At 64.7% G+C, this 19279-nt stretch carries 25 protein-coding genes; 9 read left to right on the top strand and 16 right to left on the bottom strand.

The window, feature by feature from the left end; translation table 11 throughout:
- The first annotated feature begins 1 nt into the window (after nucleotide 1).
- Both N8888_RS09400 and N8888_RS09405 read left to right on the top strand, forming a co-directional pair.
- A complete protein-coding gene (locus tag N8888_RS09400) occupies nucleotides 2–1039 on the top strand; it encodes a glycoside hydrolase family 43 protein (protein ID WP_263178302.1) in 1038 nt (345 codons plus the stop codon).
- A complete protein-coding gene (locus N8888_RS09405; RefSeq protein WP_263178303.1) occupies nucleotides 1029–1880 on the top strand; it encodes an aldose epimerase family protein in 852 nt (283 codons plus the stop codon). The genes N8888_RS09400 and N8888_RS09405 overlap by 11 nt, the downstream gene beginning before the upstream one ends.
- Before the next feature lie 48 nt (nucleotides 1881–1928).
- On the opposite strand, the gene N8888_RS09410 is transcribed toward N8888_RS09405, so the two are convergent.
- The 4 genes from N8888_RS09410 to ptsP form a co-directional block, all read right to left on the bottom strand.
- The gene (locus N8888_RS09410) at nucleotides 1929–3182 is read right to left on the bottom strand and encodes a carbohydrate porin (protein WP_111186965.1); all 1254 of its coding nucleotides are present in this window, start codon (nucleotides 3180–3182) and stop codon (nucleotides 1929–1931) included.
- Nucleotides 3183–3260: 78 nt separating this feature from the next.
- Nucleotides 3261–4961: a PTS fructose transporter subunit IIC gene (locus tag N8888_RS09415; RefSeq protein ID WP_053516393.1), complete on the bottom strand. Its 1701-nt coding sequence runs from the start codon at nucleotides 4959–4961 to the stop codon at nucleotides 3261–3263.
- 83 nt (nucleotides 4962–5044) lie between these two features.
- Nucleotides 5045–6001: a 1-phosphofructokinase family hexose kinase gene (locus N8888_RS09420; RefSeq protein ID WP_263178305.1), complete on the bottom strand. Its 957-nt coding sequence runs from the start codon at nucleotides 5999–6001 to the stop codon at nucleotides 5045–5047.
- Nucleotides 5998–8508, bottom strand: coding sequence for a phosphoenolpyruvate--protein phosphotransferase (ptsP, locus tag N8888_RS09425; RefSeq protein ID WP_263178307.1), 2511 nt, complete (start codon nucleotides 8506–8508; stop codon nucleotides 5998–6000). The genes N8888_RS09420 and ptsP overlap by 4 nt, the downstream gene beginning before the upstream one ends.
- Nucleotides 8509–8667: 159 nt before the next feature.
- Here ptsP and N8888_RS09430 point away from each other — a divergent pair, with 159 nt between their 5' ends.
- The 3 genes from N8888_RS09430 to N8888_RS09440 all read left to right on the top strand — a co-directional run bounded on the left by N8888_RS09430 (nucleotide 8668) and on the right by N8888_RS09440 (nucleotide 10806).
- The gene (locus N8888_RS09430; protein WP_111186961.1) at nucleotides 8668–9651 is read left to right on the top strand and encodes a LacI family DNA-binding transcriptional regulator; all 984 of its coding nucleotides are present in this window, start codon (nucleotides 8668–8670) and stop codon (nucleotides 9649–9651) included.
- A gap of 111 nt (nucleotides 9652–9762) precedes the next feature.
- Nucleotides 9763–10167, top strand: a complete 405-nt coding sequence (locus tag N8888_RS09435; protein WP_263178308.1) for a hypothetical protein — start codon at nucleotides 9763–9765, stop codon at nucleotides 10165–10167.
- 267 nt (nucleotides 10168–10434) lie between these two features.
- On the top strand, nucleotides 10435–10806 hold the full coding sequence (locus N8888_RS09440) for a DUF3653 domain-containing protein (protein WP_263178310.1): 372 nt from the start codon (nucleotides 10435–10437) through the stop codon (nucleotides 10804–10806).
- A gap of 96 nt (nucleotides 10807–10902) precedes the next feature.
- Here N8888_RS09440 and N8888_RS09445 read toward each other — a convergent pair whose 3' ends face one another.
- Nucleotides 10903–11220: a hypothetical protein gene (locus tag N8888_RS09445; RefSeq protein ID WP_263178312.1), complete on the bottom strand. Its 318-nt coding sequence runs from the start codon at nucleotides 11218–11220 to the stop codon at nucleotides 10903–10905.
- A 96-nt stretch (nucleotides 11221–11316) separates the two neighbouring features.
- Here N8888_RS09445 and N8888_RS09450 point away from each other — a divergent pair, with 96 nt between their 5' ends.
- Nucleotides 11317–11850 carry a hypothetical protein gene (locus tag N8888_RS09450; protein ID WP_263178313.1) on the top strand — a complete coding sequence of 178 codons (534 nt, stop codon included), beginning with the start codon at nucleotides 11317–11319 and terminating at the stop codon, nucleotides 11848–11850.
- A gap of 13 nt (nucleotides 11851–11863) precedes the next feature.
- On the opposite strand, the gene N8888_RS09455 is transcribed toward N8888_RS09450, so the two are convergent.
- The 10 genes from N8888_RS09455 to N8888_RS09500 form a co-directional block, all read right to left on the bottom strand.
- Nucleotides 11864–13183, bottom strand: coding sequence for a zonular occludens toxin domain-containing protein (locus N8888_RS09455; RefSeq protein WP_263178314.1), 1320 nt, complete (start codon nucleotides 13181–13183; stop codon nucleotides 11864–11866).
- A 1-nt stretch (nucleotide 13184) separates the two neighbouring features.
- The gene (locus N8888_RS09460) at nucleotides 13185–13532 is read right to left on the bottom strand and encodes a phage coat protein (protein ID WP_128990220.1); all 348 of its coding nucleotides are present in this window, start codon (nucleotides 13530–13532) and stop codon (nucleotides 13185–13187) included.
- Nucleotides 13529–14515 (bottom strand): hypothetical protein, encoded by a 987-nt coding sequence (locus N8888_RS09465; protein WP_263178316.1) that lies wholly within the window; start codon nucleotides 14513–14515, stop codon nucleotides 13529–13531. Before N8888_RS09465 ends, N8888_RS09460 begins: the two co-directional genes overlap by 4 nt.
- Nucleotides 14516–14582: 67 nt before the next feature.
- Complete coding sequence (locus N8888_RS09470) at nucleotides 14583–14720, bottom strand: hypothetical protein (RefSeq protein ID WP_193396960.1); 138 nt, start codon at nucleotides 14718–14720, stop codon at nucleotides 14583–14585.
- Between the two features lie 71 nt (nucleotides 14721–14791).
- On the bottom strand, nucleotides 14792–14932 hold the full coding sequence (locus N8888_RS09475; protein WP_164972359.1) for a hypothetical protein: 141 nt from the start codon (nucleotides 14930–14932) through the stop codon (nucleotides 14792–14794).
- A 34-nt stretch (nucleotides 14933–14966) separates the two neighbouring features.
- A complete protein-coding gene (locus tag N8888_RS09480) occupies nucleotides 14967–15218 on the bottom strand; it encodes a hypothetical protein (protein ID WP_193396959.1) in 252 nt (83 codons plus the stop codon).
- A 3-nt stretch (nucleotides 15219–15221) separates the two neighbouring features.
- Nucleotides 15222–15500: a single-stranded DNA-binding protein gene (locus N8888_RS09485; protein ID WP_164191972.1), complete on the bottom strand. Its 279-nt coding sequence runs from the start codon at nucleotides 15498–15500 to the stop codon at nucleotides 15222–15224.
- Nucleotides 15482–16537, bottom strand: a complete 1056-nt coding sequence (locus N8888_RS09490) for a replication initiation factor domain-containing protein (protein WP_263178321.1) — start codon at nucleotides 16535–16537, stop codon at nucleotides 15482–15484. The genes N8888_RS09485 and N8888_RS09490 overlap by 19 nt, the downstream gene beginning before the upstream one ends.
- Complete coding sequence (locus N8888_RS09495; protein ID WP_263174204.1) at nucleotides 16527–16811, bottom strand: hypothetical protein; 285 nt, start codon at nucleotides 16809–16811, stop codon at nucleotides 16527–16529. The genes N8888_RS09490 and N8888_RS09495 overlap by 11 nt, the downstream gene beginning before the upstream one ends.
- Nucleotides 16801–16995 carry a hypothetical protein gene (locus N8888_RS09500; protein ID WP_263174206.1) on the bottom strand — a complete coding sequence of 65 codons (195 nt, stop codon included), beginning with the start codon at nucleotides 16993–16995 and terminating at the stop codon, nucleotides 16801–16803. Before N8888_RS09500 ends, N8888_RS09495 begins: the two co-directional genes overlap by 11 nt.
- An 83-nt stretch (nucleotides 16996–17078) precedes the next feature.
- Between N8888_RS09500 and N8888_RS09505 the strand changes: the two genes are divergently transcribed.
- The gene (locus tag N8888_RS09505; RefSeq protein ID WP_263174208.1) at nucleotides 17079–17399 is read left to right on the top strand and encodes a hypothetical protein; all 321 of its coding nucleotides are present in this window, start codon (nucleotides 17079–17081) and stop codon (nucleotides 17397–17399) included.
- 17 nt (nucleotides 17400–17416) lie between these two features.
- Here the strand turns inward: N8888_RS09505 and N8888_RS09510 are convergent, their stop codons facing one another.
- Nucleotides 17417–17677 carry a hypothetical protein gene (locus N8888_RS09510; protein WP_263174210.1) on the bottom strand — a complete coding sequence of 87 codons (261 nt, stop codon included), beginning with the start codon at nucleotides 17675–17677 and terminating at the stop codon, nucleotides 17417–17419.
- A gap of 41 nt (nucleotides 17678–17718) precedes the next feature.
- Between N8888_RS09510 and N8888_RS09515 the strand changes: the two genes are divergently transcribed.
- Nucleotides 17719–18396 carry a hypothetical protein gene (locus N8888_RS09515; RefSeq protein ID WP_263174212.1) on the top strand — a complete coding sequence of 226 codons (678 nt, stop codon included), beginning with the start codon at nucleotides 17719–17721 and terminating at the stop codon, nucleotides 18394–18396.
- Between the two features lie 190 nt (nucleotides 18397–18586).
- A complete protein-coding gene (locus N8888_RS09520) occupies nucleotides 18587–19072 on the top strand; it encodes a DUF3693 domain-containing protein (RefSeq protein WP_263174214.1) in 486 nt (161 codons plus the stop codon).
- The last annotated feature ends 207 nt before the right edge of the window (nucleotides 19073–19279 follow it).

A 19279-nucleotide genomic window follows, 5' to 3' on the forward strand; every position in this document is an offset into this window, starting at 1 on the left:
CATGATCGACCTCTCTCCAGGCGACGACGGCCGGGCCGACGACGCCCGCCTCGCGCAGCTCACCCGGCACGCCATCTCGCAGCCGCTGGTGACCCATATCTACACCGCCGATCCGTCGGCCCATGTCTTCGAGGGACGGCTCTACATCTATCCCTCGCACGACATCGACGGCGGCCAGCCGTTCGACGACGAGGGTGGGCACTTCGGCATGCAGGACTACCACGTACTGCGGATGGACACGCCCGACGGCGACGCCATCGATTGCGGCCAGGCGCTGCACCTCGACGATGTGCCGTGGGCGCACAAGCAGATGTGGGCGCCCGACGCCGCCTGCCGCGACGGGCGCTACTACTTCTATTTCCCGGCCAAGGATGCGCAGGGCCTGTTCCGCATCGGCGTGGCGGTCGGCGAACGGCCGGAGGGGCCGTTCATTCCCCGGCCCGAACCGATGCAGGGCGCGTACTCGATCGACCCGGCCGTATTCGAGGACGAGGACGGCAGCCACTATCTGTATTTCGGTGGGATCTGGGGCGGACAGCTGCAGCACTACCGGGACAATCGGTACGACGCCGCGCACGAAGAGCCGACAGGCAGCGCGCCCGCACTGGGGCCGAGGGTGGGCCGGCTCGATGCCGGCATGACCGAACTGGCCGAGCCCACGCGCGAGGTGCAGATCCTGGACGAGCACGGCCAGCCGCTGCGCGCGGACGATCATGCGCGCCGCTTCTTTGAAGGGCCGTGGGTGCACAAGTATCAGGGCCGGTACTACCTGTCCTATTCCACGGGCAACACGCATCTGCTGTGTTATGCGATCGGCGACAGCCCCTATGGCCCGTTCACCTATGCCGGCGTACTGCTGACGCCCGTGGTGGGCTGGACCACGCACCACTCCATCTGCAGCTTCAAGGGACAGTGGTATCTGTTCTACCACGATGCGCTGATGTCCGGCGGCGTCACGCATCTGCGCTCGGCCAAGTGCACGCCGCTGCACATGGAGGCCGATGGCCGCATCCGGACCATCGACCCCTATGGTGCATGAGCGCAGGCTGCCGGTGGACGACGCGCTCGCCCCGCTGCCGGCCGGTGAGCTGCACTGGCTTCAGGCAGGCGATCTCGAAGTGGCGCTGGCGGCCGGGGCAGGGGGGCGCCTGGCACAGATGCGCTACCAGGGCGTGGACTGGCTGGTGGATGCAGAGGAGGGTGGAGCGGCGACGATCGCCTGGGGCTGCTATCCGATGGTGCCGTGGGCTGGGCGCATCCGTCGTGGACAGTTCAGCTTCGATGGTGCACCCCATGCATTGCCGGTCAACTTCGGCGGGCACGCCATTCACGGGGTCGGCTTCTCCAGACCCTGGCAGATCGACAGCCTCGATGCGACGAGTGCTACGCTGACGCTTGATCTGCCGCGTGACAGGTACTGGCCCTTCGGTGGTGTTGCCCGACAGGTCATACGCCTGCAGGCACACTGCCTGCAGCTGCACCTCTCGGTGCAGGCTGCGCAGCAGGCCATGCCGGCAGTACTGGGCTGGCACCCGTGGTTCCGTAAGCCGGACCGGCTGCTGTTCAAGCCTCGCGCGATGTACCCGCGTGACGAGGAGGGTATTGCCGTTCTGCCGTGCGTGCCGCCCACGCCAGGTCCATGGGATGACTGTTTCATCACCGACCGTGATCGTGACATCGCGCTGGTGCGCGGCGGGCAGCGCCTGCGGCTGCGATCGGACGGCGACCACTGGGTTGTCTACGACGGTGCCCCCCACGCCACCTGCGTCGAACCGCAGAGCGGGCCACCTGATGGCTTCACGCTTGCGCCGCGCCGGCTGCAGCCCGGTCAGCAGCTGGCGCAGACGTTCGAGCTGGTCTGGGAGCAGGACGTCCCCTGAACTGCGGCGCGGTTCAGCGCAGGGCGGGAACTGCGACGGAACGGGCCATCACAGGCTCCAATCGATGCGCAGGCCTGCAATCAGCGCATCCGGCAGGTCACGCTGGCGCGCAGGTTCGTTGAACTGGTCAGGATGCACGATGTAGTGCAGGTTCGGCGCAATCCGCAGCTGTGGGGTGAGCTGGATGCCGTAGCTCAGCTCCATCATCACCTGGCTCCCATGCGGGGTGCCGCTGCCACCGGCTGCGGCACGCGCCAGGCGCAGGTTCTCCAGGGCGATGCCGCTGTACTTCTGCTGGGTCACAACGAAGGCGATGCTGTCCTGTGGACGGCGGGCGAAGGTGCCTTTCTGCACCAGGCCAGCCTGCAGAAAGTGATCCTCGATCAACTGGCCGGAGGTGCCCTTGAGCACAGCGCCGAAGACCGTCAGGCCGCGATCGCTGCCATCACCGGTCAGCTGCTGCTCGAAACGGGCAAATGCACCGGAGCGGCCGTGGCGGTTCGCGTAGTCCTGGCCACTGAGCACGGCGGGCATTCCGTTGATGTCGCGCAACGGATCACGATAGGTCGAGTTGTCCTGCCAGCCACCCAGTTCATACCGGGCCCGCAACCGCGCCGAAGCCGGGCTGCGCCAGCCGATCGTGTACGGCACGATCCAGCCGGTGGCCTGGTGCGTGCTCCATTTCAGGCCATGCTGGCCGTCTTCGGCCTGACTCGGATCGACCTGGTAGGCGCCGACGCGCAGATAGACATCCGGCGTCAACCAGGTGGTGGCATCGGCCATCCAGCTCGACACCGGCCACCAGGTGAAGTTGCTGGTGCGGAACACGTAGGTCGGGTTGCCGCAGGCCGAATTGCCCTGGAAGTACTGGCACAGTTCGGAGCCGAGGAAGTGGATGTTGGCGACGCTGCGTCCGGCTTCGAGCACCAGGCGGTCGTCGAGCAGTTTCTGTTCGAGGGTCAGATTGGCCAGACGCGTCCCCTGGCCACCGTAGATTTCCTGCACCGAGGTGCTGTTGCCGGTGCTGCTGGCAGCCAGATTGGTGCCATGGCGGTTGATGCCGTAGGCCTTGATCGTTGCCCCCTGCCACCCGAACGCGGCCTCCAGGTTCACGTCCGCGCCGAACATCAGCTGGCCGGCGTAGGCGGTGCCGCTGTTCTTGCCGCCGTCGAGCGTGGCCGCGGCTTCGCCGGTGTAGGAAAGCTTGGGTGAAACGACCTCGCCCCGGTCGGCGGCCGCGGCCAGCGAGGGCAGCGTCAGCAGGAGTGCGGCCAGCAGCAGGCGGCGGGAGGAGCGGGGCATGGGCGGAAGTCCTGTAGATGGGCAACGACGCCGCCCCGGAGAGCCGGGACAGCCGAGTGATCGAGGCAGGGAGAACGGTCAGGCCGCGGCGGTGACCGGCTTCTTGAGGAGACGCAGCGCGAGCGCCGTCACGGTGACGCCGGCCAGCAGCGCCAGCAGGTAGACGCCCAGATGGGTGACCGCGTTCGGGATCGGCAGCACGAACACGCCACCATGGGGGACCTTCAGTTCGACACCGGCGGCCATCGAGATCGCGCCGGCCACGGCCGAGCCAAGGATCAGCGCCGGAATGGTGCGCAGCGGATCGCGCGCGGCGTAGGGGATCGCACCTTCAGTGACGAAACTGAGACCGAGCACGCCGGCGGCTCCGGCAGTGCCGCGTTCCTCGGCCGTGAAGCGGTTGCTGAACAACCACGTCGCCAATGCGATGCCCAATGGCGGCGTCATGCCGCCGATCATCGTCGCTGCCATCGGCGTGTAGACCTGGCTGGAGATCAATGCAGTGGAGAACGCATAGGAAGCCTTGTTGACCGGGCCGCCCATGTCCACCGCCATCATTCCGCCCAGCAGCAGACCGAGCAGGATCGCGCTGCTGCCCTGCATGCCCCGCAGCCATTCGGTCAGCCAGGCCAGCAGCCCTGCGACCGGCGTGCCGATCACGTACATCATCAGCAGGCCCACCAGCAGGGTGCCCAGCACCGGCAGGATCAATACCGGCTTGAGGCCCTCCAGGCTGCGCGGCAGGCGCAGCGCTCGGTTGATCCAGTGCACGCCATAGCCGGCAATGAAGCCGGCCAGGATGCCGCCGATGAAGCCCGCGTCCATGTTGACCGCGACCAGCCCGCCGATCATGCCGGGCGCGATGCCGGGGCGGTCGGCGATGGAATAGGCGATGTAGCCGGCAAGTGCCGGCACCATCAAAGTGAAGCCGGCCTTGGCGCCGATCTGGAACAGGGACCAGGCCAGCGTGCCCTTGTGTGCATCGTCGAAGGCATAGATGCCGCCGAGGGCGAATGCCAACGCGATCAGCAGGCCACCTGCGGTCACGAACGGCAGCATGAACGATACGCCGGTCATCAGGTGCTTGTAGGGGCCGGTGCCCTTGCTCTTCTCGGGTGCGCGGCCCGGGGCAGACGCGCCGGCGTGGACATTGGCCTCGGCCAGCGCCTTGCGGAGCAGGTTCTGGCCATCGTTGATCGCGGGCTTGGTGCCACTCTTGAACAGGCGCTTGCCGGCGAAGCGTGACAGATCCACTTCACGGTCTGCGGCGATCAGCACCAGGTCGGCGGCAGCGATTTCCTCGTCGCTCAACGCATCCTGCGCACCGACCGAGCCCTGCGTTTCGACCCGGATTGCGTGGCCAAGCGCCTTGCCGGCCTGCTGCAGACCTTCGGCCGCCATGAACGTGTGGGCGATGCCGGTCGGGCAGGAGGTGACAGCGACGATGCGCTTGCGAGGGTCCGCCGCATCGGCCTTGGGCACAGCAGTTTCCAGTGATGCCAATGCAGCGAGTGGATCGTCCAGCACTTCGCCGAGGCCGGCGCGCACCACCGTCGCAGTGTCGAAGCGGGTCAGATCGGCCTCGCCGTCGCCCACCAGCAGGAGCGTCGTCGCGGTGGCGTGTGCGGCATCAAGTGCGCCGGTCACGCCCTGTTCGCTGCGGATCTCGATCACCAGTTCGAGGCCACGCTGGCGGGCGGCGCGGCGCAGCGCTTCGGCAGCGAGAACGGCCTCGATGCTGCGCGCGCCAGCGGCGATGATGACGGGGAAAGGGTGCATGGGAACTCCTGGAATTCTTCGGGTTCTGTTCTGCGTGAGGCGCTGGGGCGGGCCGTGGGGCCTGCAGCGCCGCCTGCAGGGTTTCAATCCAATCGTTCGATCAGTACATCGTCCGTCCACCCGCGGACCTGCGCCGGATCCAGCCGTCGCGCGTCGCCGCTGTGCAGGCGACTCATCGAAAAGGCCGTTGCCAGGCGCGCGCAGCTGGCCAGGTCGAACGCCGGCTCAAGCAGTGCGGCGGCGATACCGGCTACCATGGCGTCGCCCGCACCGACCGTGCTGCCCTGCGACAGACGCGGGGGACGCGCGATCAGGGCGCCGTTGCGATCCATGAACAGCGCGCCGTCGACGCCCATCGAAATCACCACCAGCGCAACCCCGCGTTCAAGCAGGCGCAGGCCGGCAGCGCGCAGGGCGCTCCGATCCGGCAGCGGCGTTCCGGCCCACGACTCCAGTTCGTGGCGGTTGGGCTTGACCGCATAGGGCACTGACGCGTGTGCGCTGCTCAGGGCAGCGGCGAGCGCATCGCCGCTGGTATCGAGCAGCACCCGCGCGCCCGCGCCGCCCGCCTGCGCCTGCAACCGCGTCCATGAATCGGCCGGCAGGCCGGAGGGCAGGCTGCCGGACAACACCACCGGCAACTGTGGCTGGAGCACGGCGGCGAGTCGTCGGCACACCGCATCCAGATCGGCGCCGTTCAAGGGCAGGCCGGGCAGGTTGATATCAGTGGTCTCGCCGTGGGTCTCATCCACAAGCTTGATGTTGGTGCGGGTCCGGCCCGGCACACGCAGGCAGCCGTCGGTGATGCCGCGCGCCGAGAACAGCGCACTGAACACGCCCGGGTTGTCCTCGCCGATCACACCCAGTGCGGCTGTTGGCACGCCCCAGTCGGCCAGGCAGGCGGCAACATTGATGCCCTTGCCCCCCGCGTCGTCGCGGCTGCTGGAGGCACGATGCACATGCCCCGGCTGCAGGCCCGCCAGGCGCACGGTCTGGTCGATCGCCGGGTTCAGGGTAACGGTGACGGCGCGGGGGTTCATGCGCGCGCTCCCCCAAGGGCACGCACCTGTTCGGTGGTTTCGCAGTCCAGTGCCTTGCCGGCCAGCGCCTGCAGATCGGCCAACCGGCTACTGCGCAGGCGGGCCTTCACCGCCGGAACATCGTTCGGGGTCATCGACAGCTCGTCCACGCCGAGACCGGCCAGCAGCATGGCGCCGAACGGGTCGCCCGCCAGGCCACCGCAGACGCCGACCCAGCGCCCATGCGTGCGCGCGCCGTCGACCGTGGCGCGGATCGCGCGCAGCACGGCGGGATGCAGGCTGTCGGCCTCGACGGCGAGTTCCGGATTCTGGCGATCGATCGCCAGCACGTACTGGGTCAGGTCATTGGTGCCGATCGAGAAGAAATCGGCATGGCGCGCCAGCACATCGCTCTGGGCTGCGGCTGCGGGCACTTCGATCATGATGCCGATCGGCACTTCGGGCGCCTCCAGCTCGATGCGCAACCGTTCGCAGATGGCACGCAGCGCGATCAGTTCCGGTACGGACGTGATCATCGGGAACATGATCGACAGGCGCGCACCGTCCCTCGCCGCGCGATACAGCGCCCGCAGCTGCGGCTCCAGAAGATCGGGACGGCGCAGCAGCAGGCGCGCGCCGCGCACGCCGAGGAACGGGTTGTCCTCATGCGGCAGCTCCAGGTGCGCAACCTGCTTGTCGCCGCCGATGTCGAGCGCGCGCACGATCAGCGGGCGGCCATCCAGGGCGCTGGCCATCGCCCGATACGTGGCGTACTGCTCATCCTCGCTGGGCGTGCTGCCGCGCTCGAGGAACAGGAACTCGGTCCGCATCAGGCCAACGCCTTCGGCGCCCTGTTCCAGTGCCAACGGCACCTGTTCGGGCAGGTTGACGTTGGCACCGATGTCGATGCGGTGGCCGTCGGTCGTCTGCGCTGGCTGCGCGCGTTGCGCGGCCTCGCGTTCGCGGATGTGCTGCTGCTCGGCGATCCAGGCGCGGGCCGAAGCGAGATCGGCATCGGACGGAGACAGATAGAGCCGCCCGCTGCTGCCGTCGATGATGGCCTCCACACCCGCTTCAATCGTCAGCAGATCCGCGCCACCGGCAACCAGCGCCGGCAACCCGAGCGTGCGCGAGAGGATCGCGGTATGTGAGGTGGGCCCGCCCTGTGCGGTGGCCAGACCGAGCACGCGACGGGTGTCGAGGTTGGCGGTGTCTGACGGTGACAGGTCGGCCGCGAGCAGGATGCAGGGGTAGGCGGGCAGGTCGGCGAGACCACCGCCGGCCGCAGACGGATCAAGCTGTGCCAGCACACGCCGACCCACATCACGCAGGTCGGCTGCGCGCCCGGCGAGCACCGGATTGCCCAGCGCCGCCAGCCCGGAGGCAATCTGTTCGATGGCCTGGTGCCATGACCACGCGACGCCATGACCTTCCACCATCAGCTGACAGGTACGGGTGATCAGGTCTGTGTCGTCGAGCAGCGCGGCCTGGGCCCCGAAGATCGCCGCATCGGACGCGCCGAGCCGGCGCTGGGTGTCGTCCTGCAGCGCCGCCAGCTGCTGGCGGGTGCGGCCGAGCGCGTCCTGCAGGCGTGCACCGCCTTCCCCGAGCGGGGCGGGGTGGTCGGCGACGTTGGTCTGCCTGCTGGCGAGCACATGGATCCGGCCGATCGCCAACCCGGGGCTGGCACCAATGCCGACGATCGCTGCCTGTGCCTCCGGTGGATTCCAGCCCGCGACCGGCGCCGCCTTGCGCTGTGCTGCACGTTCGGCATCGGCCTTTTCCTGAGCCACCAACCCCTCCATGACCCTGCGCAGTGCGGCCAGTAGTGCGGGCGCATCCGCGCCTTCGGCAGACACACTCACCGGGTCGCCATGACGCAGACCCAGCTGCAGCAGCGCGACCAGGCTCTTGGCATCGGCCGCCTGGTCGCCTGCGCGCACCTGGGCACGGGCGCTGAAACTGCGGGCCGTCTCGGCCCAGCGCGTGGCAGGCCGCGCATGCAGGCCATTGGGGTAGGCGATGGTCCAGCCGAAATGCTCGGCCAGATCCTGCGCTGGAACATCGTTGGCCAAGGTGGTGACGTCGCCGGCCAGCGCCGTCACGATCTCGCTCGTCTCGGCGGTCGTGAACAGACGCTGCAGCGTGGCGTCATCCTGGATGAGCCGGGTGAGCCGGCGCAGCAGGGTGATGTGGGTATCGGACTGGGCGGCGATGCCGACCACCAGCCGCGTCACCTGGCCCGGATTCCATTCGACACCGTCCGGCAACTGCAGCACGGCAATGCCATCGCGGCGCACCAGATGGCGGTCCTCGCCGAGCCCATGCGGGATCGCCACACCGTGGCCGAGGAAGGTGTTCGCCAGCTGCTCACGGCGGCCCATGCTGGTTTCGTAGCCCGGCGCAACGCAGCCGGCGGCCAGCAGCATCTGTGCGGCCTGGGCGATGGCGTCTGCCTTGTCACGGGCCCGTGCGCCGAGGCGGATCAGTTCGTGGCTGACGGGAGCAGGGGCGGGGAGGGAAGACAAGGCGGGCTCCGGGAAGGGTGTGCTGGTGTATTGGGAACGTTCCCAGTCCGCATTTCAATGTGCACTGCACAAAAATCCAATAGTACTTTGGCGTTAGCATTGTCCTGAACGGCCGTCGCGCTGCGGCCAGCACAGATGACCGGGAACGTTTCCAATCCAATGAGCATCAGCATCAACGACGTGGCGCGCGTGGCGGGCGTCTCCAAATCCACGGTGTCGCGCGTGCTGGGTGGCGGCCCGGTCAGTGGAGAGGTGCGCAGCCGGGTCGAGGCCGCCATCCGCCAGACCGGCTATCGCCCGAACCTGCAGGCCAGGCGCCTGCGCTCCCGGCATACCGGCATCATCGGGCTGGTCGTGGCGGATATCCGCAACCCCTTCTTTACCGCGCTGATCCGCGCGGTGGAGGAGGTCGCCTATCGCGAGGGCCTGCGCGTCACCCTGTGCAACACCGACGAGGACCCCGAGCGCGAGGCACTGTACCTGCAGTTGATGCACGAGGAGCGCATCAGCGGGCTGATCTTCGCGCCGACCCGGACCACGGTGGGGCGGCTGGAACGGCTCGCGCTGGACTATCCGACGGTACTGGTCGACCGCGCCGCGCCGGGCGGGGCGATCGACAGCGTGGTGCTGGACAATCCGGCGGCCATGGCCGGGCTGGTCGAGCATCTGGTTGAACGCGGCTATCGGCGCATCGGCGGCCTGTTCGGCAGCACCAGCACCACTGCGGCCGAACGTCGTGATGGCTACCTCGCGGCCATGCGCAGGCATGGGCTTGAACCGGACTACCGGGAAGTCGAACCCACGGCCGAGGCCGCCATCAGCACCGCCGGACAGTGGCTGGCTGGGCCCTCGAGGCCCGAGGCGCTGGTTACCAGCAACAGCCTGCTGCTGATGGGAGCACTGAAAGCGGCACGCAGCGCAGGACTGGCGATTCCAGGCGCGCTGGCGCTGGCGGGGTTCGACAACGAGCGCTGGACCGAACTGGTTGAACCGGGCATCACTGTCGTCGAGCAACCGGTGGAGGAGATGGGGCGAGCCGCGATGTCGCTGCTGCTGGAGCGCCTGCGTGCACCTGACATGCCGGTGCGCCGGCTGGTGATGACTGGTCGCTGCGTGGTCCGGGGATCAACCGCTTCGCGATAGTTTCCGGACGCCCGGGGCCTGCGGAACTGCCTTGCAGTCCGCCCCCAATTATCGTGACGCGTCACGCCCAATGTGTAATGGGATGCCTTGCTGACGGACATGGAGGGCGAAATGGACATTCGATCAGGCCTGGTTGTGGCGCTTTTGCTGCTGGCAACGGCGTCGCACGCGCAGGCTATTCGCTCCGCGACGGGTCCGCAGCCGCTGCCCAGGCATACGCCGTCGCCGGCAAAGCCGAACAATCTCGGCGCTGAACCACTCAGATGCCAGCAGCACATCGATCCGCGCGTGCGCCGCTACTGCACGGACATCGAGCGGGCGTTGATCCAAGGTGAGGCGCGTCGCCAAGGCATACCAACACCGTCGAGCGAGATTGTGCGCATGCCGGCTTACGGCAGCGCGGAGGCAAAGCAGTTGGGCGCTGCCTGCATGGGCGGGACCGCAATGCGGCGATTGAGCAACGGCTGGGAGCAGCTGCGCAACGCCAAGGGCGAGTGGCTGCGCTGTCGTGAGTAGCAGATGCTGAGCCTGCACGGACACATGCGAAGTCCTCAGGGAGCAGTTGACGACCCTCACAGGCGTGACCAGACGGCCGTGTAGAAGCCGGGACGTGGTAAGAGGTGTGCCGAGACACTCTTGCTGGAGCGGACTGAACATAATATACATTATGCGAAATGCTATGTCTGGCCTGATCCGGTTCGTAGGCTCGGCTTGGCAATGGCTCCGGCTCTGGCTTGGCTCTTGCCTGCCTGCTGGCTCCCCCGACAAGGATGAGCTTGCAGCATGGTCGAGATGGATCCGCACGACAGAATTGACCTGACCGGCCCTTGGGCCGGTTTCGGCTTCCAAGCTGGACACATGTTCACGCCCGAAGGTCACCAGCTGGAGCCCTGCGACATGGCCTGGTGGTCCCTGACCTGCAACATTGCGCGGGAATGGCGACTGATGATGGCCGAGGCTCGCGCAGACTTGGCTGCACGATCGGCTCCGGCCTCCACGGGATCCGCCAAGGCGAAATCCGGCGTGATCTACCTTGCCGAAGTCCTCAGAATTCGCCGAGAACGGCGGTTGGGCGTCGGTGATCCCGGCTCCGGCGCCGAAACCTCCAATGTGGTCTACATGAGCCGTGGGCCGAGGCCCCGCCAGCGCGTGTGAGGCGCTTCCGTAGGGGCGCCGCCCCTACACCCCGCCCCTCAGCCCACATTCCACCCACAGCACCCCCGCATTGCTGCGAGGGGCTGCGATGACCCGCTAGAACGACACTTCCGCATGGATATCATCAATGCACGTCGACGCAACAGAGTGATTGTCCGCGCTGTACCACGTGCCAGGTACTGCAGCCACGTTGCTGAGCTTACTTAGCTCAAGGCACCGCCAATTGTTTCGAGACGTCGGATCCTTAATCGGGCCCTTACTGGTTTCTCCCCCAAACTGATAGAACAGCGCCTGTTCCTTGCCATTCTTCTCGCCGATAGCATGGGGGCACATCTCCCGGTAGTACCCATCGTAGACAGCGGTTATCTGGTGCTTGTCAAGAATTGCTTGACGAACGATTGCATAGGTACTCATTGCGAATCTCTCCTTGATGCGTAATGGGCTTGCATAATGTGACGCGCGTCACTATGGCGATATAAACGACCGAGCTCGCGGCGTCAAGAGCCCCTCATGAACCTCCCCGAGTGCCTTCGATACAATGGTCCAAGGACGCCATCAGGGGGACGTATGGAGCGCGAACGACCGGAATACCTGCCGCCTATCCAGCGCAGCCGCTGGAACTTCCCGTGGCTGATCACCGGCTTTCTCACGATGTTGAGCCTTGGCGCCCTTGGCGTCTTCATGCTTGGCCGCACCAATGGTGCATGGAATGAGCGATTTCTTGGCGCCGGCCAGCCCGCAGAATCTCAGCGCACGCAACTGCCGGTGCGGGCCGAAGTTGAAACGCGCCCCACGGCTGCGGACCTTGCGGAAATCAGGGCACGGCGTCAGGAAGCTGAGGCCACAGTCAGTCGCCAGAGTGACGGGATGCGCTGCATCAACGGGATGATGTTCCGCCGAATCAACGGTGGCTGGGAGAACCTGCCCGGTTCCCGTTGCGGCGACCAGCCATCGGCCAACGTGCAGTGCTTCGCAGGCAGACCCTATAGACAAATGGCGGCAGATGGCGGCTGGGTGTATTCGCCGCGCGACCGCTGCCCGTGATGCGTCACGTTAATCAGAAGCTTGGCGGGTAGGGTTTGGATTCCGGGAACGTGCCCATGGGGCGCTCACCTACGCGCACGATGGCGCCCCCGCTACTTGCCGCCATGACCGCGCCCGCGCTGCCGCCGCTTCCACTCGCTGCGCTCGCAGAATCAGCGGCAGCACGGTCACTGTCCAGGCGGTACAGCGTTGGCTCTTCTTCGCGCCGGGGTGCTTCCCTCGGCCACGCCGTTGCAACCGTCTCAAAAGAACCCGCCGTGAGGCGAACTCCGTAGACGGCAACCCTGAGCCGGTAGCCCATCGCAATCAGTGCATCGAAGGTCAACTGATCGACCGTGTTCCCTGAGCCATCGACCCATTCGACCATTCCCACCGAACGATCTCCGAACTGGGCGGTAAAGGCCAGTCGAATCCGGTTGGCCTGTGTCATGGCGGCTACGTAGCGCTGTTCGACGGTCATCCCGGCAAGCGGATCGGCGGCGGGCACTGCAACAGCCGCGGCCGGCACAGTGCCGGTGCTGATGGGCTTGTGGGCGCCCTGCCCCTGCGTTGCCTTGGTGCCTGCCGGTGCCTCCACGGTCGCTTCCGGCTCGTCGCTGTGCATCATCCTGATGAAGTAGCCGCCGAATGCCCATATGCCAAAGATCAGTCCCACGGCTGCAATAGCAATCTTGGGTGCAAGCTGTTTCCAAATGTTGGTGCCGCCTTCCTCATACACCTCTGCATTTTCGGCGCCGACTGCATAGCCGTGGTACAGCGGATAGATGGCCGGATCGTACTTGAGCGTCTTCCCGCCAACGACCTCGAATTTGCCCGGGCTGGTGGTGTGGTAATACGTGACGCGATATCGGGATTTCAGGCCCACAGCCGTGAGCTTCTGGAAGACGTTCTTGCGCTCGATACGCGCCCTCACCGCCTGATGCACGCGGTTGATCCACTGCGTCATGATCAGCACGTCGCCGCCGTTCTGGCCGATCAGTGCGAAGAAGTTCTCCACTTCCTCCGGCAGCTGGTTGCGCTGTGCAACGTAGAACTCGTGCACCTCATCGATCACCGTGAGCGCATCCTTGAACTCATCGGGAATGCACCATTGGCCGGTTTCCGGATGCCTGGAGCATACGAAGGTTGTTGCAACGTCCTTGGTCTCCACCAGCGTCAGCAGCTTGTAGACCTCATCCACGGGCATGTTCAGATATTCGGCGATGCGCTCATGGTTCAGGCCATTGAGGCGCGCAAATACCCGGCGCCCCTTCTTGAGTGTGGGCAGAATGTGATTCTTGACCGCATCGTAGCTCTTGCCTGCACGCGGCACGCCCTCGTTGAAAACCAGCATGTCACCACTTCCCCAAGGTCAGAATTTTCCGGGTGATGAAGAACACGATTCCGAGCGACACCACGGTCATGCACTCGGGAATTTTGAAGATGTTGACGAACCACGCGATGGTCGGTCCGGCGTTTGCGAATAGGGTGCCGAGCTTGTACTCGGTCATGAACTCCGGTACCGGCAGCTTCTCCAGCGCGTGTGCGGCCAAGTCCAGGACTTGTTCAATCGCGTACAGCACGAGGTCACGAAAGAACTCAACGATGGCATTCCACAGGCGTTCCACCTGCTTGCGTATGTACTCGGTCAGGTCGTTGAGCCACCCAGCTTGCAGCGTCACGAATGCGATTAGATTGATCATGTGAGCGCGATCTTGATTGCGTGGAAGGCGGCGAACGCGAGCAGCAGCCAGCCCAGCAGTTGAAGGATGGCGACAATCTCAGGCTTGCACAGGAAATCGAACGTCATGGCGTCCCAATACGCCGTCGCCGGGAAGGTGAAGACCGGGCAAGAGGCGCTGACGCTGATCTCAAAGAAGCTCTTGGTGGCGTCAATGATCGGAGCCTTGCTCACCCGCTCGGCGAAGTCGTCATAGAGCTTCTCGACGGTCTTGCCTTCCGACTCATACAGCGCATCACCATCGCCGCCCGGCTGTCCGGGGCCGTCCCCATCACCATCACCGTCGCCGTGACCCGGTCCGGGACCAGTGCCGCCACCTCCATCCCCGCCATCACCGTCACCTTCGCCGTCGCCCGGCCCGGTGCCTCCGCCGCCGTCGCCGTCACCACCCCCGGGATCGGTACCGCCCCCGCCATCGCCACCGCCATCGCCACCGTCGTCGCCACCACCATCGCCGTCCCCGCCCCCGGCCTCGCCACCACCGCCCCCTTCCTCGCCGCCATCACCAACGGGCGTGGGTGCTGGTGCATCTGACTCAGTGCAAATCCCACCAGTGGGCCAGAAGCTGAAACCAGCCGCGCCTTCTGCATCCAGCGAGCTGCTGTACATGCAGCCGTTATGGCAAGCGTTGACGGTTGCAGCTGTATCGCCGCCTTGCCATCCAAGCTCTTCTGCGCGGTCCTTGCAGTCGGTGCCTTTTTTCCACCCGAAGTTGTCCCAGCGGACATCACGGCCAGTCTTATCCAACGCGGTGTAGTAGCCGCCACCCCCGTTATAGAGGCTCTGAGCGCAACGCATTGGCTGCCACGCAGCCGTGCCCTTCGGGATTGCAGCCATACATGCGGCGTAGGCGGCACCTTGATCGGCATACGTCGCCGCTAAAGCCGGTGTTGACGCAGTCAAGAGCATCAGGAGGACGCCGGCAATGAGCGTACGACGAATCACGCACGGATCCCCATGACGACGGCAATGCCGCACAGCGCGCTGATGAAGCCGGCGAACAGACAGAGGATCATTTGACACCCCGCATCAGGAACAGTCGCGCCACCTTCGGGCCTGCCCACAGGCCGAACTTCAACTGCGCAATGAAGGCGCAGCCGCCCAGCACTGCAAGAACCACCATGCCGACCTGGAGGCCGCCGATGATCATCTGATAGTCCATATCGCTCCCCTGAAATAGAAAGGGGAGGCATGGCCTCCCCTACCCCACCACTGCTCGGCTTACGACTTACCGAACAGGCCCGCCACCTTGCGGCCACCCCACAGGGAGAAGCCGACGACGGCGATCAGGGCGAAGCCACCACCCAAGGCGGTGAGCGCAGCAGCGACGGACAGGCCGGTCAGAATCGAATCGAAATCCATGTAAATCCCCTTTCATTGTTGAGTTAATGGCGGCCTACGATTTGTCGAACACAGCTGCAACACGGCCACCGATGTGTGCAGCCAAATACAAGGTCATGATCAGAATGAACGGCCCCGACGCCCATCCTGCGAGTAAGTCTTTGTCCGGCACCTTGAACGCCTCAGCGAACATGGCGACAGAGGAAGCCTCTGCGCTGCTCATCAGCACATACCCCGTGCACTGATCGACGGGCTGACCGGTTGGGATCAGCGTTCCGTTTTCCCCTAAAGCAACGCAGAGGCTCATGACTTAGGCCTTCGACGCGGCCGGCGCAGCCTTGAACCCGATGGGAATCAGGTCCACGTAGCGCTTCAACACGAGGTCGCCATAGGGCGACAGCGCGAACGACTTCGGATCGATGTCGTACTCGCCAGCCGGGTACGGCGGACGCTGGCCGAGGCCCACGCGGAACGGCAGTTCAAAGCCGTTACCCAGGTCGAGGCCGACCATCTGGGAACGGATGATGGAATTGGTCTTGGCGTTGTGCTGTTCATCGACAGCAGCCGACTTCACGCGGCAGATAGGCATAGTTCTTCTCTCACATAGCGATGGAGTGGTTCACCCTTGGCAATACCGCGAAACCGTCCGGGGTGACCGTCACGGAGGATGCGGCTCTCTGCGAAGTCGGCCCATGAATCGCCGAGCGCTCCGCGAAGGACGTTGAGGAAAGGCCCGACCTGTCGATGCGCCCACTCGATGCCGGCTTCGACGGAGGTTTCCACTTGCTTTTGCAGCGTGCGCAGTCGAGTGCATACGCCAGTAATGAGGTTCTGCAGGGCACTGTAAGAACCGCGCAGGTACGCGCCCGGGTTCAACAGCACATCCAGCGGGATTTCCATGTGCTTGCCGTACAGGCGCACTTCCGCGCGCACCCAGCGCGAGGACGGCAGGCCCTCAGCCTTCCCCTTCTCGTATACGCACAGCTCCTTGTGGCCTTTTCCGCCGACGTACAGCGTGCAGCCGGTGTTGTGGCCTTCATCGGAGATGAAGCGGTGACGCGGCGGGCAACCGCCTTCGGTGAAGCCGCCCTGAGCAGCAACCTCGCGGAGCGCATGCACGTCCAGGCGTTCGCCTTCGTAGTCGTCGTGCGCGCAGTCAACGCGGGTAATCTTGGCGTCGAGCATGGAGCACTGCTTGTAGACGCGCGGCCAGTCACGAATCCACTTGCAGCCAATGCCGGTCAGGCTGAGGCACACGGTGTTCTTCTTACCACCGATGCCAACGCGGCCCACTACCTCGTTCTCTCGGTCGATGAGCACTGCCGACTGCTCATAGAAGTTCCAACTCTTCTCACGGATGGCACCGGCAACGACCTCGCCACGGAAACCGAAGATGCGGAACAGCAAGAGGTCGAGCTTCTTGCAATTCACTTCCTCAAGGGCGGAGAGCGGGACCACAATGGTCAGGTAGTCGATGATCGCGTCTTGCTGACCCTTTTGGCCCGTGTTACTCCCCGGGCCAATTCCCGCCGCCGCCCGCTGCCCCTTTTCACCGGGCGAAAGCGGGGAAAAGCCCCCTGCCCCGCCAACGACAGCCATCCTGAAACGAGCGCGATCAACGGCCATCGTCCGCCCCCTCTCGCTCAACAGGGCGCCCCTCAAGCAACAGGGCATCCATGCACCACTTCCAGGCCTCCACGAATGCCCAAAGGCCGACAACAGCGCCGACGATCCCGCCGAGCGTGAGCCAGATCGCGCGAAAGCTAGTCCAGAAGTCATCGCCCAGCAGTGCGCACACGCCAGCGAATGCGGTCACGGCAATGCAGACAAGCATAAGCAGGCCCGCAGCCCCAGCTGTCTTGCGCGCGGCCACGTGAAAGGTCGAGCGATCAACAGCCATATTCCACCTCGTACATGCGGCAGGCGCGGTCGTTACCGGCGATGCAGGCGTTGCGCATTTCGCCGCGCTCGGCCATGACCGCGTTCCAGTCATCAGCGAATACGGTGCCAATCCAGAAGCCAAGCCCTGCTCCGCAGACCATGAAAAGGACGAAGGGAACAAGCCACCAATCGAACTTACGCATGGCGGGCCTCCTGCTGATTGATGAGGCAAGGCGGCGCCAGCGGTGCCGTGCGATGATTCGTGTCCAGGCAAACGGAGACACCCATGCGCACCCCGATGAAGTTCAGCGGCAAGCCGCAGTCGTACGTAAAACAGCTGGAGGCCCGTATTGCGGCACTCGAATCAGCAGTGACGGCACTGGTGATGGTTAACAGATCACCGGAATTTGCGAAGGCGCTGGGCGCGTCCGCAGACTGGAGCGAGGGATTCATGAGCGCCCCCGAGACGCGTGCAACTCCGGAGTTTGTGCGCGACTGGCGGACAGCTCTGATGCACGTTCTGACGGAGCCCCCGGCAGCAGAGGCCCACTCACCTGACGCCAATCGCGGCGAATCCGACGATCCGCAGGCGAGTTCGATAGATTGAAGTCTTTGCGAAGCCCGTCACGCACGGCGCGTCTCCTTTAGGTTCTTCAGGAAAACGCCCTGCTGGCCACGAACGGCTTGGAACGAGGCTTCGTCTTCAGCGGTCCAGCCCGTGGCGGCCAGTTCGGCGCGGGCCTGAGCGACGATAGCCGCTTCCTTGGCGCGCTGGACAGCGGCGCGATCGCGCCGATCCAGTAGCCACGAAACGATGCGAGCAGCGCCGATGGAGACGGCCACAATGGCCCCTATCAGAGAGAAGGCAGGCAGGGGCGAGGTCATGCCAGAATCCCCTCTGTCAACGAAACGCCACGGGGGGCGACATGGATGCTGGGAACCGGGATTTGATTACCAAGCGCGATGCCTTTGTGGCTTGCATGGCGGCTCTCTTGCTTGGAGCGATTCTTTCCGCGCTGGTGCTTGTCGGAAGTGATATTCCTCTCAAGTGCTTTGAGGGAGGAAACTTGGCCGATTGGCTTGCGGCACTGGGAACGTGGGTAATTGGCTACGGTGCATGGAAGGTGGCTAATGAAGCCCATCGGCACCGGACGCAGGAGTGGAAGGAGAGTCGGAGGGCTGAGGCGTCGCTTCGAGCTTCCAAGCTCAGGGCAATGAGCTACGCAAGCTTCGGCGCGACATCCCTGGAGAAATCTCTCAAAGATCTTTTGACGAAAGATCGACGCGTGAATTTGCCCACACTGAAGGCAATCTTTACTTCGAACGAAGAGTTCCTCAGGGACATGGCCTGGTCGGATGGCGATCGTGATGCTCTTGACCTGGACGCACTGTCGGCGCTGGCGAAGCTCAAGACGAGCTTTAGACAGTACTTGGCTACTGTTAAGACTTTCGATGCGCTCGTTTCGAAGGAGGCGGACACATTTGATGCACGAAGTTCGCGCGCTTTCGCTCTTCTTATTAGTAGAGTCGAAAATATGTCGAACGATGCGAAGATCTTTGTGGAGCATTGCAATCGCTTGACGGGAACCCTCGACCTTGAGTGAATTCTTGGTGCCTCCGCTAGCGTCGAACATCCGCGTTCCCCTGCCCCAAGCCCCAAGAAAACCCGCCAGCGGCCTTGGGGTGCCGGTGGCGGGACCGCCTACACCCGTAGGCAACTAGGGCTTTATACGCGCCTACATCCGTAGGCGTCAACACCTGTAGGCTACACCCGTACACGAACCCGAGGCGGCTATGGACTGGAATGACTTCTTTGAGCGGACCCGCGTGGCGGCCAAGGTCGAGAGCTATTCAAAGCTGGCGCCGCTGCTGGGGATTACGGATGGCGCAATCGGCCACTACCGCATGGGCAGGCGTGTGCCACAGGTGTGGGTGGTGGCGGATGCGCTCCGTATCCAAGGGCATCCGGAGCCTGAAAAGCAGGCGATTGAGATCATGAAGCGTGCCGCGCTTACTTCGCCGGAGCGCACCTTCTGGAAGCGCTTAGCGGCGACCGCGATGGCCTTGTGCTTGGCTGTTGGCTTTGCCCTACCCCACAAGGCTCAGGCCGCTGCTGCGGGCTTCGATAAGGCACAAGCTGTATACATTATGCGAAATGCTATATCGGACGGTTGCGGCGTTCGTGTCCTCGGCGTGGCAATGGCTGGGCCGTATGACGACAATGAAGTTCCCTCCTTCAAGCCAACAGACGCCCTTTTTCTGACCAACAATCGCCCCTGACCCGACGGGCGACCGAAAAGATGCCCTCTGGAAGCACAAACTGACTACAAGTTGCCCGAAATGGAAGGCCGAGGTACTCGCTCGCTTTGTGGCAAACCGGAGTTCGCGTGTCTGCGCGCTGCAAACGACCAATCACCTTTGATAGCAGCCTCTATCGATTCCGGTATGCTTGCCCTATGACCTGCCTGGCCTCGCTCGACCCTCGAA

This window comes from Stenotrophomonas maltophilia, assembly GCF_025642255.1.
GTDB classification, from domain to species: Bacteria; Pseudomonadota; Gammaproteobacteria; order Xanthomonadales; family Xanthomonadaceae; genus Stenotrophomonas; species Stenotrophomonas maltophilia_P.

What these genes read in the sequence shown, in the direction of transcription:
- N8888_RS09400 (WP_263178302.1), top strand. Translation starts at nt 2, where the DNA reads ATGATCGACCTCTCTCCAGGCGACGACGGCCGGGCCGACGACGCCCGC.
- N8888_RS09405 (WP_263178303.1), top strand. Translation starts at nt 1,029, where the DNA reads ATGGTGCATGAGCGCAGGCTGCCGGTGGACGACGCGCTCGCCCCGCTG.
- N8888_RS09410 (WP_111186965.1), bottom strand. Translation starts at nt 3,182, where the DNA reads ATGCCCCGCTCCTCCCGCCGCCTGCTGCTGGCCGCACTCCTGCTGACG.
- N8888_RS09415 (WP_053516393.1), bottom strand. Translation starts at nt 4,961, where the DNA reads ATGCACCCTTTCCCCGTCATCATCGCCGCTGGCGCGCGCAGCATCGAG.
- N8888_RS09420 (WP_263178305.1), bottom strand. Translation starts at nt 6,001, where the DNA reads ATGAACCCCCGCGCCGTCACCGTTACCCTGAACCCGGCGATCGACCAG.
- N8888_RS09430 (WP_111186961.1), top strand. Translation starts at nt 8,668, where the DNA reads ATGAGCATCAGCATCAACGACGTGGCGCGCGTGGCGGGCGTCTCCAAA.
- N8888_RS09435 (WP_263178308.1), top strand. Translation starts at nt 9,763, where the DNA reads ATGGACATTCGATCAGGCCTGGTTGTGGCGCTTTTGCTGCTGGCAACG.
- N8888_RS09440 (WP_263178310.1), top strand. Translation starts at nt 10,435, where the DNA reads ATGGTCGAGATGGATCCGCACGACAGAATTGACCTGACCGGCCCTTGG.
- N8888_RS09445 (WP_263178312.1), bottom strand. Translation starts at nt 11,220, where the DNA reads ATGAGTACCTATGCAATCGTTCGTCAAGCAATTCTTGACAAGCACCAG.
- N8888_RS09450 (WP_263178313.1), top strand. Translation starts at nt 11,317, where the DNA reads ATGAACCTCCCCGAGTGCCTTCGATACAATGGTCCAAGGACGCCATCA.
- N8888_RS09455 (WP_263178314.1), bottom strand. Translation starts at nt 13,183, where the DNA reads ATGCTGGTTTTCAACGAGGGCGTGCCGCGTGCAGGCAAGAGCTACGAT.
- N8888_RS09460 (WP_128990220.1), bottom strand. Translation starts at nt 13,532, where the DNA reads ATGATCAATCTAATCGCATTCGTGACGCTGCAAGCTGGGTGGCTCAAC.
- N8888_RS09470 (WP_193396960.1), bottom strand. Translation starts at nt 14,720, where the DNA reads ATGATCATCGGCGGCCTCCAGGTCGGCATGGTGGTTCTTGCAGTGCTG.
- N8888_RS09475 (WP_164972359.1), bottom strand. Translation starts at nt 14,932, where the DNA reads ATGGATTTCGATTCGATTCTGACCGGCCTGTCCGTCGCTGCTGCGCTC.
- N8888_RS09480 (WP_193396959.1), bottom strand. Translation starts at nt 15,218, where the DNA reads ATGAGCCTCTGCGTTGCTTTAGGGGAAAACGGAACGCTGATCCCAACC.
- N8888_RS09485 (WP_164191972.1), bottom strand. Translation starts at nt 15,500, where the DNA reads ATGCCTATCTGCCGCGTGAAGTCGGCTGCTGTCGATGAACAGCACAAC.
- N8888_RS09490 (WP_263178321.1), bottom strand. Translation starts at nt 16,537, where the DNA reads ATGGCCGTTGATCGCGCTCGTTTCAGGATGGCTGTCGTTGGCGGGGCA.
- N8888_RS09495 (WP_263174204.1), bottom strand. Translation starts at nt 16,811, where the DNA reads ATGGCTGTTGATCGCTCGACCTTTCACGTGGCCGCGCGCAAGACAGCT.
- N8888_RS09500 (WP_263174206.1), bottom strand. Translation starts at nt 16,995, where the DNA reads ATGCGTAAGTTCGATTGGTGGCTTGTTCCCTTCGTCCTTTTCATGGTC.
- N8888_RS09505 (WP_263174208.1), top strand. Translation starts at nt 17,079, where the DNA reads ATGCGCACCCCGATGAAGTTCAGCGGCAAGCCGCAGTCGTACGTAAAA.
- N8888_RS09510 (WP_263174210.1), bottom strand. Translation starts at nt 17,677, where the DNA reads ATGACCTCGCCCCTGCCTGCCTTCTCTCTGATAGGGGCCATTGTGGCC.
- N8888_RS09515 (WP_263174212.1), top strand. Translation starts at nt 17,719, where the DNA reads ATGGATGCTGGGAACCGGGATTTGATTACCAAGCGCGATGCCTTTGTG.
- N8888_RS09520 (WP_263174214.1), top strand. Translation starts at nt 18,587, where the DNA reads ATGGACTGGAATGACTTCTTTGAGCGGACCCGCGTGGCGGCCAAGGTC.